This window comes from Sphingorhabdus lacus (assembly GCF_009768975.1).
Classification (GTDB): domain Bacteria; phylum Pseudomonadota; class Alphaproteobacteria; order Sphingomonadales; family Sphingomonadaceae; genus Sphingorhabdus_B; species Sphingorhabdus_B lacus.
Window position 1 is genome coordinate 1,987,869 of the sequence record NZ_CP035733.1, and the last position, 13,328, is coordinate 2,001,196.

The 13,328-nt window shown below is 50.3% G+C and carries 17 protein-coding genes; 8 read left to right on the forward strand and 9 right to left on the reverse strand.

Features of this window, described 5'->3' with window-relative positions; translation table 11 throughout:
- Window positions 1-37 precede the first annotated feature (37 nt).
- The gene (locus EUU25_RS09325) at window positions 38-946 is read right to left on the reverse strand and encodes a DUF7146 domain-containing protein (RefSeq protein ID WP_246162634.1); all 909 of its coding nucleotides are present in this window, start codon (window positions 944-946) and stop codon (window positions 38-40) included.
- Between the two features lie 127 nt (window positions 947-1,073).
- On the opposite strand from EUU25_RS09325, the gene EUU25_RS09330 reads away from it, so the two are divergent.
- Together EUU25_RS09330 and EUU25_RS09335 are read left to right on the forward strand one after the other, a co-directional pair.
- Complete coding sequence (locus tag EUU25_RS09330; protein WP_158900367.1) at window positions 1,074-1,760, forward strand: lytic transglycosylase domain-containing protein; 687 nt, start codon at window positions 1,074-1,076, stop codon at window positions 1,758-1,760.
- The gene (locus tag EUU25_RS09335; protein WP_158900369.1) at window positions 1,760-1,987 is read left to right on the forward strand and encodes a DUF5818 domain-containing protein; all 228 of its coding nucleotides are present in this window, start codon (window positions 1,760-1,762) and stop codon (window positions 1,985-1,987) included. Before EUU25_RS09330 ends, EUU25_RS09335 begins: the two co-directional genes overlap by 1 nt.
- A gap of 13 nt (window positions 1,988-2,000) precedes the next feature.
- Here EUU25_RS09335 and EUU25_RS09340 read toward each other — a convergent pair whose 3' ends face one another.
- Window positions 2,001-3,233, reverse strand: coding sequence for a tyrosine-type recombinase/integrase (locus EUU25_RS09340; RefSeq protein WP_158900371.1), 1,233 nt, complete (start codon window positions 3,231-3,233; stop codon window positions 2,001-2,003).
- A gap of 335 nt (window positions 3,234-3,568) precedes the next feature.
- On the opposite strand from EUU25_RS09340, the gene EUU25_RS09345 reads away from it, so the two are divergent.
- The 3 genes from EUU25_RS09345 to EUU25_RS09355 are packed head-to-tail and all read left to right on the forward strand — an operon-like array spanning window position 3,569 to window position 6,083.
- The gene (locus EUU25_RS09345; protein ID WP_158900373.1) at window positions 3,569-4,330 is read left to right on the forward strand and encodes an FRG domain-containing protein; all 762 of its coding nucleotides are present in this window, start codon (window positions 3,569-3,571) and stop codon (window positions 4,328-4,330) included.
- Window positions 4,327-5,373 (forward strand): DUF262 domain-containing protein, encoded by a 1,047-nt coding sequence (locus tag EUU25_RS09350; protein WP_158900375.1) that lies wholly within the window; start codon window positions 4,327-4,329, stop codon window positions 5,371-5,373. The genes EUU25_RS09345 and EUU25_RS09350 overlap by 4 nt, the downstream gene beginning before the upstream one ends.
- Before the next feature lie 32 nt (window positions 5,374-5,405).
- Entirely contained in the window at window positions 5,406-6,083 is a 678-nt protein-coding gene (locus EUU25_RS09355; protein WP_158900377.1) for an Eco29kI family restriction endonuclease, read from the forward strand.
- Here EUU25_RS09355 and EUU25_RS09360 read toward each other — a convergent pair.
- Window positions 6,076-7,224, reverse strand: coding sequence for a DNA cytosine methyltransferase (locus tag EUU25_RS09360; protein WP_158900379.1), 1,149 nt, complete (start codon window positions 7,222-7,224; stop codon window positions 6,076-6,078). The genes EUU25_RS09355 and EUU25_RS09360 overlap by 8 nt on opposite strands.
- 524 nt (window positions 7,225-7,748) lie before the next feature.
- On the opposite strand from EUU25_RS09360, the gene EUU25_RS09365 reads away from it, so the two are divergent.
- Window positions 7,749-8,291 (forward strand): hypothetical protein, encoded by a 543-nt coding sequence (locus tag EUU25_RS09365; RefSeq protein WP_158900381.1) that lies wholly within the window; start codon window positions 7,749-7,751, stop codon window positions 8,289-8,291.
- 39 nt (window positions 8,292-8,330) lie between these two features.
- Here EUU25_RS09365 and EUU25_RS09370 read toward each other — a convergent pair whose 3' ends face one another.
- From EUU25_RS09370 to EUU25_RS09380, 3 genes are all read right to left on the reverse strand, one after another.
- Entirely contained in the window at window positions 8,331-8,633 is a 303-nt protein-coding gene (locus tag EUU25_RS09370; protein WP_158900383.1) for a hypothetical protein, read from the reverse strand.
- A 15-nt stretch (window positions 8,634-8,648) separates the two neighbouring features.
- Window positions 8,649-9,488, reverse strand: coding sequence for a hypothetical protein (locus tag EUU25_RS09375; protein WP_158900385.1), 840 nt, complete (start codon window positions 9,486-9,488; stop codon window positions 8,649-8,651).
- Window positions 9,489-9,818: 330 nt separating this feature from the next.
- Window positions 9,819-9,995, reverse strand: a complete 177-nt coding sequence (locus EUU25_RS09380; RefSeq protein WP_158900387.1) for a hypothetical protein — start codon at window positions 9,993-9,995, stop codon at window positions 9,819-9,821.
- A gap of 117 nt (window positions 9,996-10,112) precedes the next feature.
- On the opposite strand from EUU25_RS09380, the gene EUU25_RS09385 reads away from it, so the two are divergent.
- Window positions 10,113-10,475: a ribbon-helix-helix protein, CopG family gene (locus EUU25_RS09385; protein WP_246162991.1), complete on the forward strand. Its 363-nt coding sequence runs from the start codon at window positions 10,113-10,115 to the stop codon at window positions 10,473-10,475.
- A gap of 143 nt (window positions 10,476-10,618) precedes the next feature.
- On the opposite strand, the gene EUU25_RS09390 is transcribed toward EUU25_RS09385, so the two are convergent.
- From EUU25_RS09390 to EUU25_RS09400, 3 genes are all read right to left on the reverse strand, one after another.
- The gene (locus EUU25_RS09390; RefSeq protein ID WP_158900391.1) at window positions 10,619-11,191 is read right to left on the reverse strand and encodes a hypothetical protein; all 573 of its coding nucleotides are present in this window, start codon (window positions 11,189-11,191) and stop codon (window positions 10,619-10,621) included.
- Between the two features lie 41 nt (window positions 11,192-11,232).
- Window positions 11,233-11,415 carry a ParB N-terminal domain-containing protein gene (locus EUU25_RS09395; protein WP_158900393.1) on the reverse strand — a complete coding sequence of 61 codons (183 nt, stop codon included), beginning with the start codon at window positions 11,413-11,415 and terminating at the stop codon, window positions 11,233-11,235.
- 411 nt (window positions 11,416-11,826) lie between these two features.
- On the reverse strand, window positions 11,827-12,486 hold the full coding sequence (locus tag EUU25_RS09400) for a hypothetical protein (RefSeq protein WP_158900395.1): 660 nt from the start codon (window positions 12,484-12,486) through the stop codon (window positions 11,827-11,829).
- A 287-nt stretch (window positions 12,487-12,773) separates the two neighbouring features.
- On the opposite strand from EUU25_RS09400, the gene EUU25_RS09405 reads away from it, so the two are divergent.
- Window positions 12,774-12,980, forward strand: coding sequence for a hypothetical protein (locus EUU25_RS09405; RefSeq protein ID WP_158900397.1), 207 nt, complete (start codon window positions 12,774-12,776; stop codon window positions 12,978-12,980).
- The last annotated feature ends 348 nt before the right edge of the window (window positions 12,981-13,328 follow it).

The following is a 13,328-nucleotide window of genomic DNA, read 5'->3' on the forward strand; positions in this document are numbered from 1 at the left end:
TCAAAGGACCTAGAGCCTCCTCCCCTCCAGGCTGCCTTCAGGCAGCCGCCGTCCTGCCAAGCCGATCCAGAAGCTCATCGTTCCAGTCATTGCCGGGACGATCTGGCTGGTGCGGAATGATCGTTCGTCCTGGGTGCGCATAAGCCTCCATCCCGCGCTTCAGCGCCAGCTCGCCTCCCTTGTCGTTGTCGACAAACAGGTGCAACTCGGTGACGCTTTCAGGAAGTGAGACGATGCCGAACCGCTCATTTCCGAGCGTGGCCCAGCAAGGAATGCCAAACAGAGTTTGCGCCGAAAGCGCGCTCTCTGTTCCTTCAGCCAATCCGAGCTTCCCATTCAACGGCTCCGACAGGCGAACCGCCCCTGCCCCCAATTGCCCTAGCGCGCGCTTTGGTTTGAAGAATGCGGCTTTCATCGCAGTTGCTGGATCGAGAAACGTGCGTTGGATCGCGACGATGCCGATATCCATGCGCACTGCCGCAATGAGTGCAGGCAGAAAGCGAACGTTGGGCTTTCGTCCCAACGGCGTTCGGTCGAGATACCGCAATTCAGATGAACGAAGTGGTGTGGATCGATTGACGAGATAGCGCTCGGCGAGCGTGTCTGCGAGCGGAACAGCTTCGCGCCAAAGCCTGCAAGCGTTGGCATCTGGTCCGAACGGCTTCGCGGCCATAGTGATCGGTCCGCCCTTCCCATCGAACAGATCGCGCGGTTGGATGCCGTGCCGCTTGAAGCCTTCAAGAACTTCGTCGCTCGTGCAACCCGCGAAGCAGTGGAACAGGATCGCATTGCTTGTCAGCCCGACGGAAAGCGACGGGGTCTGATCGTCGTGGGCCGGACAACAGCACATGCCCTGCCGACCCGTCCAACGGCCGCCAAGCGCGTCAACAATCTGTCGTGCGCGTCTTTCGAGGGCAATGGGCACATGCTTTGCGGTCTTCGTCATCGATCATTCCTGTTGCCTAAGGCTCGCTGTGGCCTTGGCCGCCTCCACTCTGCACCGTGTGGAGTTTTCCTACACATACATGTTCATTGTATGTTCTCGCATCAACAATCGCGAGAAGGAATAAGTGATGAGATATGTTGCCCTGGGACTATTGGCCGCAGTGCCGCTTTCAGCGGCTTTCGCGAGCGAACTACCGGATGAACCACAGGCTATAGTTTCGAGCCCAACGCCCAACGAAGCCTCCGAAACGTCCTCGATCGGCTACCGAATCAATGACGAGTCGGGATTTCAGTTGATTGAACACGGCCACTGGAAGGCGGGGTCTCGGTACGAAGCGGCCGAACAATCGGCCACTGAAGGCAGTCAGGCAGGTCAGTTGCAAACGAGTCCTCAGCTCAAACCAAAAAAACGTCCGACAAATTTCCGAAGAGCGGCATTTCTGCCGCACGTCTATGCCGCCGAAACCCGGTTTGGATTACCCGCAGGGCTACTCGATGCGCTGATCTGGACTGAGTCGAGGTACAATCCGATAGCTGTGAGCCATGCAGGTGCCGGCGGCTTGGGCCAGTTAATGCCTGCAACTGCAAAGGAGCTGGGCGTCGCAAATCGCTTCGACCCATACACCAATATTACCGGTGCAGCCCGGTACCTAAAGCAGATGTTTGACCGTTTCGGTCAAATCCATCTGGCACTTGCTGCCTATAATGCTGGACCAGGAGCAGTGTCTCGTGTGAAGGGGATTCCCATGAATGGTGAGACGCCAGCCTATGTCCGGAGCATTCTGTCATTTTGGCGGGGGAATTTGGGAGACTAATGAGCACCGCGGAGAGATTGCGCGTTACCGGCCATATCAAGCAGAGTCGGCGTGGAACGATCATCACAACCGCTGATAACAGCGTATGGGTGCTGCAACCTACCGAGGGTGTCCAGTTGCCATCAAGAGGCATGGTCGTGGTCGAAGGATTCAAAATTGGATTTGATCGACTTGAAGTGAATTGGTCGTCACAAATACCTTCGAAGTTGACTGCCCGAAACCAGTAGGAGCGAAACCAAATTAGTGCCGCTCACTTTGCAGGATACGCTGTACCTCATCCGCCCAAGCATCCAAAGCAGATCGCTTTTCAGACGAAAAACTGTAGCGCTGGTAGACGCCAACAATGCCTGCTTGGCTTCCGGACACATGGTTTAATACGGCTTCCGTCACCTCCAACCTTACACCAATTCTTTGCAAGCCGGTTGCTACAGTGCGTCTCAGATCGTGAAGTCGCCATTCATCTACATTCCCAAGCTTTTTCTCAACAGCCGACCGAAGCCGCGCCTGAACTTTGCTGAACCCGCTGGCGCCGTTATGAGGACTAGATTTGGCAGGAAAGAGCTTTGAACTCGTGCCTGTTCGCTCCAGCTTTTCGATGATATTCAGCGCAAAATCGGAAAGCGGCACAATGTGGGTTTTGCCATTTTTTGCTCTCGCGGCAGGAATTGTCCAAATGCGTTGCTTTGTGTCGAATTCGACCCATTCCGCGCAGTACACCTCGTTCCTTCGCTGACCGGTCAAAATCAAAAGTCTGATTGCCGAGGTCCAAGGCTCGTGCTCATTGCCCAGGGCATCCCACAATACTGCCAATTCACGATCCGAAAGCACACGGTCGCGAGCCTTTGGCGCAGGCGGCCGACCAGCATCGCGACAAGGGTTTGAATCTAAGCGATCAAGACGCGGCAGCGCCCATGTGTAAAACGCGCTGAGCTGGGCGCAAACATTTCGGGCTTGGACCGGCGCCTTACGTGCAACTTTATCCACCAGCCGCGTCACGTCCCCTCGCGTCACACTGTCTGCCAAGCGATCACCAATTTCAGGCAAAATGTTTCGGTTAAATATTCTCTCGGTTTCATCAATACGTCGGCGACCAGCTTTGAAGGCAAGATAGTCAGGCAACATGTTCCGAACAGTTAAGGCAGCAACCTGCCTGCTCTTTTTTGTCTCTTTGCTGGGGTCGCTGCCTGCCTCGATATCGTTGATCATTTGCCGAGCTTTGCGGCGGGCATCGACCAACCCGCATCGAGGTCCAAAGCGACCAATCGTGATGTTTCGTGACTGACCGCCAACTCGTTTCCGCAAAATGAATGTTTTTGCGCCCGATGCACCTACTCGCAACCTTAACCCAGGGACGGTTTGGTCTGCATACTCCACTTGACCATGGAGCGGCTTCGCCAAGCCCTTAATCTTGGCGTCCGTGAGCCCAATTTTTAAGCGCTTCTGAAACTCCAAATCTTGCCTCTGACCGCTCATAAAACTACCCAGAATTGTCCGTTACCTAGGTAACATTTGGCGTTACCTACTAGTGAACATTACAAGAACAATGGAGACAGCGCAAGATAGATATTTACTATTTTTCAGACGTTTATGGACACATGGGGAACCATCGAAATCCAACTCTTAATCAGCGGGTCGTGGGTTCGAACCCCTCAGCGTCTACCATTTTTTGTTTATTTATCATATATTTGTAAGCTAAAAATCGTTATCGCGTACGATGTCGGTGTCTCGAACACCGCATAGATACCGTAAATACTTTTGCCGCGTTGAGCGAACTCCTATACAACAACTCAAGTGTAAGGGGGTTGAGAATGAAGTACGACGATAAAGAGGTTCGATCGCTTTCAGATTTGATTGAATTTCTGAAGGAAGACCTGCCTAAAGGACAGCCCACTTGGTACAGAGGTCAACGCGACGCCTCATGGGATCTTCAGCCAAACATTACTCGACATGGTGGGGTTGATGCCGAAAGGGCGTTATTTAAGCGTTTTAAGCAAAATGCGTTCTCTCACGTACCTTCACGTCCTGCGACAGAGTGGGAGTGGCTTTTTATTATGCAGCATCACGGTCTCCCCACGCGTTTGCTTGATTGGACTGAAAGCGCTCTTGTTGGTTTGTACTTTGCGTTGGATGGCGACAGTCCGGTAGATCCAAAGTGTGCGGCGGCTCTCTGGGCCATGGATCCCATTGGTCTAAACAGGGCTTCCAAATGGGCAGGTGCTCATGAAGCAGATATACCAGGTTTTGACGATGATGAGGATTTGAAATCCTACCTGCCCTCACAATTTCTGCGCACAGGTTTTGCATTGGAACCCATTGCAGCTATTGCTGCTCGCAACAATGCGCGGATACAAGTCCAGCAAGGTGTGTTCACGCTACATCATAAAAATCTCGATCCCCTTAATGAGGGAGCTCGGTTAGATCATATTTGGCGTTATATCATACCTGGCGACGTGGTCGCCGAATTGCGAACAGGCTTAGAAATGCTTAACGTCAATCGCCTATCTCTTTTTCCAGAATTGCAAAACGTGGCAAACCACGCTCGCGACCAAATTATCGGTGGTAATCAATGAAAAGCTTTCACATTCACGAGATGCCAGATTCTTCTGTACTGGCTCTTAACGATATTCGAGAGTCTGTAGAGCTGTCACCTGATTATCAGCGTCCAGGTGGCGTTTGGTCACTCAAAAATAAGCAATTGTTCATCGACTCCCTTTTAAACGGTTACGATATTCCCAAATTGTATTTTCATTATTTGACCGGTGTCCATGCACGCGCGGGGAAAGATTACGCGATCATCGACGGCCGCCAACGGCTAGAAACAATCTGGGAATTCATCGACGGAAGTTTTGCGCTTTCCACTGATTTCAAGTTTTACGAAAATGAAGAATATAACGCAGCTGGGATGACCTTTTCGGATATCGAAAAGGAATATCCGCGGTTGCTAATAAAGCTCCATGCCCGCAGCTTATCAGTGATGGTCGTGACGGCCGACGACCTCGATTTCATCGAGGACATGTTTTCTCGACTGAATGAGGCTGTTCCACTGAACGCGGCTGAGAAGCGCAATGCCTTTGGTGGAGCATTACCTAACATCATTCGAAATTTAGCTGGCCACAGATTCCTCACGGACAAAGTTGCCTTCCCCCCAACCCGCTATCGACACTACGATGTGGCAGCAAAGCTACTCATTGAGGAATACTATCCGACTGTCGTTGATACGAAAAAAGCTCGATTAGATGATTTCGTCAAATCAAATCGGCTTCGACCAGAAAGCGCTTTTTCGCAAGTTGTCGAACGCACTAAGGCAACTTTAGAAGATATGACAGCCGTGTTCGCAAACAATGACCCACTGCTAAAATCAAGTGGTATGGTTGTTGTTTATTACGTGCTTTTCTCAAAACACCCGCAAACAAACTTAACTCGACAAAAGCTACTAAACTTTGAGCGCGCGCGAGAAGCAAACCGTGATGCCTTTGCGTCCGAAGACACAAGCATCAATTTTGATTGGATCGAGTACGACGAGCTTGCTCGATCATCAAACGACGCGGCTTCAATTCGCAGTCGGGTCGACACGCTAATAACCTATCTCAGTTCTGAGGAATCTATAGCTTGAGCTGCCAAATGTTTGATGCAACTGTGTGAGGTATGCCATCTAAAAAACAAAGCTCTTTAGACACTGACTTTAACCCTTTCGATCCGCTTGCTGTTGAGAACGTAGGTGTAACTCTTGCGGTTGAATTGCTCGAACAGCCCCTTGTACAAATGCCTCCCCAAACCCCTTTCCGAGGTGCAGGTATTTATGCATTGTATTATCGCGGGGCACACCCTGCTTATGCTGACTTAATCGCTTATGACGCCGGGAGAGCCAAGTATCCCGTTTACATAGGGAAGGCTGCCGGAGAGAGCGCGAAGCAAGGGTTCAATCCTAAGTCCAGTTCGAAACAAAAATTGTTTGACCGCATAGACCAACACGCCAAATCAATTGATTCAGTGCAAAACCTCTCGATAGAGGATTTTTCGTGTCGTTACCTGGTATTAAACGACGCCTATATTGCTCTCGCAGAGTCAGTGATGATACGGGTTTTTAGGCCACCTTGGAACGGCATGAGTTTTGGTAGTAAAGTTGTGGGTGTGCACCGGATGGGTGGCAAGCCACCCTTGTGGGATTCATTACATCCCGGGAGAGGCGGTCGCCCACAAGGTTCAACTGAACGAGCGACTGTGGCTGCTGACTTGATCGCAAAGCGAGTCGCCGAACTCAATGATCAAATTCACGATCCGGTTTTAAAGCGGATGCATGATCGAATTACAAATTTCATTTGATAGATTTCAAAACACTCTCGATTACAGTCTTAGCTAGATCTGAAGGGACAGCATTACCTAGTTGCCGCATGGCTTCAGACCACGATCCGTGTAGAGCCATTTCATCTGGAAAAGTTTGTAGTCGAGCAGATTCGCGCACCGTGAAATATCTAACAGTACCATCTAGGCGGCGAAGCATATTTTCTCCGCCGGGCACACCGTGCACTCCGGCCTTTAGAGTTTTTGCCGGCTCGTCTAATGGACTTCCAGTATGCCCTGGATAAGATCGCGCCCCGGGTTGGAACCGGTGATTTAATATCTGCTTGCAACGTTCTGGATCTCTTTCGGGATCGGGTAAGTCAGCTAAAGCTTCTCGCACTGTTCTCCATGCTTTAATCCCAGCTCGAACCTTGCTCCGCGTAGGCAATTTATTTGGCGCAGCACCCTGCCGTTTCTTGTCGACCCCGTTGCGTTCCCAATAATCTCCCGTTATCCACTTTTCGACGGCTAATTGCTCACGCGAGTGCGTAGACTTAGGGAAATGCCAAGCAGCTTTCAGATCGCTTCTTATGCCAACGAAGAAAACCCGCTCTCGTCTCTGCGGGACGCCAAAGTCAGCAGCGTTCAAAACCTCCGTTAAGACCTGATAGCAAAGCCCGCGGTCCGCGTTAGCAGATTCAAAGTCTTCTAACCGACGAAGATGATCGGTCCAATCTTCCTCTTGAGATTGCACAATTTCCGGGTGCTTTAGTTGCAACCGAATATATTCAAAATAATTTCTAAATGTTGTCCTTGTGAGCCCTTTTACATTTTCAAATACGAACGCTTTCGGTTGCAATTCCCGGACTGCGCGCACGGCTTCTGGAAACATATCCCTAGAGTCGGACGATGACATATGACGGCCACCAAGTGAAAATGGCTGACATGGTGGGCCGCCGGTTACTACGTCGATTTTGGAACCAATTTGGTCATAACGAAATTGGCGCACATCGCATTCGTGCAGTGGCCAGCGGGAAAAGGGAGCGATCCCAGCACGCGCATTTTGTCTGATTGTTTCGCAAGCCCATTTGTCCCAGTCAACAACGGCCCTAGGTTTAAGGCCTGCCTTACTGCCGCCGAGTGCCATGCCGCCCGCACCCACAAATAATTCTACGGCGTTCATATCGAAACCTCTCGTTAATCTAATCGCGTATGGCACACAACTTTAGGGAACAAAATAGCAACTCAGCTCTACCCGCAATATTTTTAATGGGAAGAAATCGCGCCGGCTCGAAATGGTTAAAGCCTTTCGTTCGACTTAAGGAAAAGGATGCCGAGCGTGAAATACAAAATCAACGAAATCCGTCATAAAACCGCACAATTGGGGTTGCGAGGCCTCCATTCAGTGCCTCTTGATTAGGCAATATCGATTTCGGCGTCATCAACTAACTTATCGTGTGAAAAGTTTAGCTCGAGGCGCAATCTTGTGACATTTTCACCAATGAATCCGCTGAATAGTCTTACAACAGGTGTGCGCACGTTCCCTGCATCGCTCGCTGATTGGCAAAGTGGCGTTTCATGATTTGGCTATCAAAATTGAAGCGCCCTGAGCAAACTGATTGACTATAAATCCGTTATAGTTTTTATGTACTTTTTATTGACAATATATTTTGATCTATTAGTAAGGACCGTGCCAGACAGAGGAATATGAAAATGCACGACGGAGCTTTAATTGTTTTCACGGCCAAAACGGTGGATGCCATCTTGGAGGCAGGAGGCACGCAGTCATGGGTTCTCAACCCAAGCAGCATGAACCACGTTAAATATGTGGTTTGCACACGCAATGCCGACAGAAAGTACGACGAAGAATGCGGAGTGAGACCGGAACCACACCGATCAGCTTTCCTTGTTGGTAAAGTATCCGGAATAAGGAAGGTTGATAATCGCAACGACCGCGACCGATACATAATTCTATTCAGTGAATATGCAGAGGTTTCAATTCCTGAATTTCGCGGCATGGAACGAAACCCAGTAACCTATTCCGACACCTCAGCCATGAAATCAATGGGCTTGGATATTGCAAAACTAGTTTTCAAACCAATGCCAAAGTCTACCGAAGGTCTCGCAAACGTTTCAGAGCCAGAAGCCAAAAACAACGATGCAGGATTCAATATCGCCGAAGCAAAAAAAGGCTTAGCAATTTATTTTGGCGTTCCTGTCGAAAGCATTCAAATCACAATCAGCGGCTAGTACGTTGGCCCGGTCAGTCTTGCCGACCGGGTGGTTTTGTTACTTTTTGACGTCGAAGGCAGCAATCCAGGTTTCTTTTTCCCCGGAACTGAGAAAGTCGGCAGGCCATGGGTTTCGCGCCCACATTAGGCTTACGTCATCGCCTTCTTTCGTACCTGCCCACTGCTCTTTATATCCAAGAAATGTGAGCAACCTTACCAGGTTCTTACGCATCTCGACAGGCATCATGTCTGGATCGCCAGTGCCACCAAGGAGCCGATAAGCTTCATAGAAACCTACGATCTGATAACCTGAGAAGCGTTCTATGGCGCCTGCAATAAAGCATGGGTCAAAATCAGTCATGACCTATTCCGTCCTTTATACAGGGTTAGCAGGAGTTGAGCCGGGATTCCGTCTGGACTGCAGACCAGACTCGATGCGGCCAGTTGGCGTGTCGTCAATCAGTGCAGCATCGTCGTTTGCTGCCCCTTCCTCTACTTCGTCATCAGCCTGATATGCTCCAACTTCTTGCTCGCGCTTTTTCAACATCGCGATCTCCACCGAACGCTGCGGATTGGGCTTTCCAGTTTCGAACTCGGTATCTTCGTTGAGTGCCTCTAAAACACGCCGCTCGGCCTCCAGAATGGCCTGCCCGAGCTCTCGGTGAAGCTCGCCACATAGTACGTTAGCCAGATCTACCGATGAGAACGGTCGATCAATCCGGTTAAGGTCAGAGACGCGGCTGCAAAGCGCAGCGGCCAGTTCCTTATCAGACGTTGCAGCAGCGAACTCGGCCAAGCTCGCAAGCTCCACAGGGCCGGAGTTGGCGATCTGCTGCATGATGCGGCTGCGACGTTCGGATCCAAGGGTATCGCGCATCAACATTTGCACAGGGCTTTTGTAATGTATCGCTGCCGACTTGATGCGGTCTGACAGCGCAACTAGCTCGCGAGTGTGGGCCAGTCTTTGGTCGGCAGTTTCCCGCACTAATTCCAAACGCTTGCCGCTTACTGATTTCGCCACAACAGATGGGCGATCTTTGGCGTCAAGGCTACGGAGCGACTCTGAAACCTGTTGCCTATGCCGTTCGACATTTTCGGTCAGTCGGCGAAGCAAGTTTGAGTGGGCATTACGGTTAGTATGAATGCTGTCTAGTGTTGACCTGATATCGGTCGGGCTCAGCCATTTGACGCCGAGCTTTGCAGTGGGTGCGGGCATGTTTTACTCCTTTGAAGGTTCTCGCGTCTCGCTCGAAGCTTCTGGGATCGACCATGCCCGGGCGCAGCCCAAGCTTTTACCTGCCATCGCAGGATATGGCCGAGACGCATTTGCCTCGGTGCAACACACAGATGATGGAATGGGCTGGTCGGGGAAAATTCGGGACCAACATTAGCGCCGGGTGACCTATTTTCGGTGTCTGCCACGGTGCTTGATAAACACCGAGGCGAACATCCGATTGGTACTAATGGGCAATTTGAGTTCTGGCTTACTTATCTTCGGTTAGACGAACTTGCACTTTGATTGCCTACTTCACGAAGTTGGTCCAATTCAGGCTCTCCCAAGGCAGCCGGTGCCGCTTTTCAAACGCGCAATGGCGGCGGATTCAATCAGGTCTGCTATAAAAGCTTGGATCGTCGGCGTCATTGGAATGTCAATATCGCATGTGACCGGCATGCTTTGACCAGCCAATAGTGCCTTTGCTTCAAAGTCCGTATCAAACTTCACTGCACATTCCATTCTGTCGCCAGGGGCTGCATTAAAACTAACGTATATCATCTTGCTTCTCCTACACTCATTCGCTACGAGCATCACAGTGATGCAACGTGAGGGAGCAGATAAGTGATGACAAGTGATGCGTCAAGCAGCAAAATGCAGAAACGTATAACAATTAGTCTGCGTGAAGATCAGTATGCCGGTTTGGAGGAGGTCGCGGAGGATCTCGGCGTCAATCTGTCAGACGCTGCCAGAGAGGCTATCAACACGTTTCTGCTCAAAGAGCACTGGGGCCGTACGATAGGCACGCTAGCGGAATCAGAGATCAAAAAGGGGATGACAAACGAAGAGGTGCTAGCAAGGGTGATGGATAAGTTCCCCCATGCACGAACAACTAAGGACTCAATCGCTTGGTATCGGTCAAGGCTACGCCGGGAAGATCCTGAAGTCCCTACTGATCGAGAAGCAAAAGTCCGGCGCGGGGCTGTTTAACAAGCGCCAAGCAGTGCTCAATTCGGTGTCAGTCAGGCCTGACACCGGATAAGATACTAGAATATAATTATTAACTGAGCGCAGATCGCCAGATACGCGATTTGAGGTTTTGAATTCTTGATACAGTGGATTTCCGAGCAGCCTCAGTTTAAAATTTGGCTGATCTCCGCATCAAATCTGTCGGAGAGCAAATTTTGCGCTTGTTTAAGGGGTATATTGAGAATTTCGGCGACCTGTTCTGGTGGCGTTTTGTCCATTAAATATTTTTCTCGGATGTGTGCAGGGCAAATCACACCAAGTGCCATCCAAAGGGCCATACCGTCTGCCTGAACATGCTTTGAGCGCTTTCCGCTACCATATTCGTCAAACATCTGAGACATATGGTTTTCCAGTGCGACGGCACTGTCTGTGGCATACGAAACGTCTTCGGGATCAAAGTAACCATGCATGATCTCTTTGATTGCGACAAAGCGTTCTTGCGGTTCTAATAGATCACCCGCCAATATCACGTTATAATCGTAATATTCTAATCCACCGTGAGAAATAAGGCCTGATCTATAAACAAAGCCAGTCAAAACACTTTTTTTGAGTGAATCTTCGATTTTAATCGAAATATCATTCACCCACGGAAGCCCTTTTAACTGATCAACATACCACTCACGTGGTACCTTTTCAGCTTCCTTTTGTCGCGCATTATAAAGTGCTTTGTAATCCAAAACCGCCCCCATCGCAAATTCTACGACGAGGGCTAGGTGGATTAGATGCTTAGGTCAATAGGACGACCGCCACCATTTTTTACTGAGGTTATTGCGGCACGTATTGACGCAGCAATTTCCTCAATCGAGTGTTCACGGCTTTCGCCGGGGTAAAACTTGATATCGGAAATAGCGTTGTCCGGATTGCCGAACAACTCTTGCTTTAAGAGATCTAGTTCGCTCATGGTCAACTCCATATTGCTACAGCATCCGCCGCAGCAACTTCCTTTCAATTGGCCTTCGAGAAAACATCCGCTCTCTCGTTTCCCAGCGGATCGGCCGTTGCCGCTGGGTATGCACTCAATCGTTTAAATATGTTAAATTCACGTTAGTAGGGCCCACCTGAATGGGCGCTGAGTGTGAATCACAACACAAAGGATATCTAACACACTTGACAAACCCCCTGCAACAATATTACCGCCCTTGCGCGCGGTAATATTGCATGAAGTCGCCGCTGTCATTTTTTTCAGACACTGTATCATTTCGACGTTACGCTCCATATATGGGGGCTAAACCATCGCCAATCAAGATTGGTTCCGCTGATTTTCCACGGACACACTGCTCTATCGCTCCGCGACCTGAATGACTTTGCCGCATCAGACACACCGTTCCATGCTCATCCCATCACTCAAGATCGTGCGAGTCCTTAGGGCATGACGTTGAGCCCGATCCGCAAGTTCCTGTGCTCCTGGTGCAAAGGCGCTAGTAGTTGGATCGCCTTCCCTGAATTGAGCTTGTTGTGCAGCAGTTGAAGCACTCCAATCATCAAAAGACATCGGTGCTGGCATAAGCATTACCCCGAATTTCTTACCCTCATCTCGCTTCTGGTTGGCATCGTCGCGATCACGATAGCCATGGCGCGCCTTGAGCAAGAACATGGCCGCAGCACTGTCTCCTCGCCGGGCATTGGCTGTGAGCAGGTCGCATAACTCTGCCTCTTCTAGATCCTTGCGTGCAGCAACAGCATCCATCAACACCTTGTCATCGGTGATCAGCCGACGCAGCGTGGTGACGTTGACACCTAATGCAACGGCGATCTCTGCACGCGGGTAACCACCCAAGAGTGCAACACTGACAGCATCTCGTTCCTCGATTGTAAGGACAGTCTTGTTCCATGGGATTGGCTTGAGACTAACCCGCGTTTGCACAGGCTCATCAAGAGGATCGAGGCCACGCGGTTTGGCTACAGTTGCCCTTTCGGCAGCATGCGCTTGCCGATTGAGAATGGACTTTTCGCTGCGTGTCAGTTTTGTCATGCGGGCGTAATTGCACGCGGGTATTGATCCAAGAAACCAGCATAGCCGGTACTGTGATCGGTGCTTGGGAGTACAACCAGCGGTTAAGCCGTTGATCGGCAAAGCTTGGATTGAGCCATATCCCCTAATAGATACTCAGTTGGTCTGATTTTGGTTGTGCATGGGTCTGGATTTTGAAGACTAACCCTATCGTTATTCAGCCGCCGCTCCTATGTGGCCACCACAAAAGAATTGGAGACTACATGCCCATTTTGAGAGAAAAACTAGGTTCGAGGACAAGGGGCCCCATGGCCGAGAATGAAGACTGGTGGTGGCTGTGCTATGACACCGACGCAAAAGAGTTCTACGTGCTGCACCAATGGGATCATGTGCAGATCAACGGGCTTCGCCAGGACGCCGACGAAGAAAAGCATGATGTCGATACATGGCGCGGCGAGGGTGCTGAAAAGATCGCGGAAGCGAAGGAGCGACTGCTGGAGCATGCCAATACATAAGTTCCATGTAACGATAGGCTCGTCGAGGGTTTGAACCCTTCCTCGTATTCTAAGGACCCGCTCTGATCGATGAATCGTTGCGCGGGTCCTCTAGTATTGGCGCACGCACGCGTGCGCGCGCGTTTTAGAAATTAAGCAACAGGCATATCAGCGCCGGTTGTCAATTTGCCTTCGACACATCGGGCCAGTTTCAGTCACTTCCAGCGTGTCTTGACAAGACGACACCCTCTAATCTGAATTTAAAAAAAAGTAGCTGTTTCTAATCATCTCTAATCCCTTTCCTGCTCAATAACGTGAAATATGGATTAGAAACGATTAGAAAACGAGCATATGCAAGAATAGTTGGCT

Excerpts from the sequence above, each read along its gene's own strand:
- EUU25_RS09335 (WP_158900369.1), top strand. The coding sequence starts at position 1,760 with ATGAGCACCGCGGAGAGATTGCGCGTTACCGGCCATATCAAGCAGAGT.
- EUU25_RS09370 (WP_158900383.1), bottom strand. The coding sequence starts at position 8,633 with ATGACTGATTTTGACCCATGCTTTATTGCAGGCGCCATAGAACGCTTC.
- EUU25_RS09375 (WP_158900385.1), bottom strand. The coding sequence starts at position 9,488 with ATGCCCGCACCCACTGCAAAGCTCGGCGTCAAATGGCTGAGCCCGACC.
- EUU25_RS09395 (WP_158900393.1), bottom strand. The coding sequence starts at position 11,415 with ATGAGCGAACTAGATCTCTTAAAGCAAGAGTTGTTCGGCAATCCGGAC.
- EUU25_RS09345 (WP_158900373.1), top strand. The coding sequence starts at position 3,569 with ATGAAGTACGACGATAAAGAGGTTCGATCGCTTTCAGATTTGATTGAA.
- EUU25_RS09340 (WP_158900371.1), bottom strand. The coding sequence starts at position 3,233 with ATGAGCGGTCAGAGGCAAGATTTGGAGTTTCAGAAGCGCTTAAAAATT.
- EUU25_RS09365 (WP_158900381.1), top strand. The coding sequence starts at position 7,749 with ATGAAAATGCACGACGGAGCTTTAATTGTTTTCACGGCCAAAACGGTG.
- EUU25_RS09400 (WP_158900395.1), bottom strand. The coding sequence starts at position 12,486 with ATGACAAAACTGACACGCAGCGAAAAGTCCATTCTCAATCGGCAAGCG.
- EUU25_RS09405 (WP_158900397.1), top strand. The coding sequence starts at position 12,774 with ATGGCCGAGAATGAAGACTGGTGGTGGCTGTGCTATGACACCGACGCA.
- EUU25_RS09355 (WP_158900377.1), top strand. The coding sequence starts at position 5,406 with ATGCCATCTAAAAAACAAAGCTCTTTAGACACTGACTTTAACCCTTTC.
- EUU25_RS09360 (WP_158900379.1), bottom strand. The coding sequence starts at position 7,224 with ATGAACGCCGTAGAATTATTTGTGGGTGCGGGCGGCATGGCACTCGGC.
- EUU25_RS09325 (WP_246162634.1), bottom strand. The coding sequence starts at position 946 with ATGACGAAGACCGCAAAGCATGTGCCCATTGCCCTCGAAAGACGCGCA.
- EUU25_RS09350 (WP_158900375.1), top strand. The coding sequence starts at position 4,327 with ATGAAAAGCTTTCACATTCACGAGATGCCAGATTCTTCTGTACTGGCT.
- EUU25_RS09330 (WP_158900367.1), top strand. The coding sequence starts at position 1,074 with ATGAGATATGTTGCCCTGGGACTATTGGCCGCAGTGCCGCTTTCAGCG.
- EUU25_RS09385 (WP_246162991.1), top strand. The coding sequence starts at position 10,113 with ATGACAAGTGATGCGTCAAGCAGCAAAATGCAGAAACGTATAACAATT.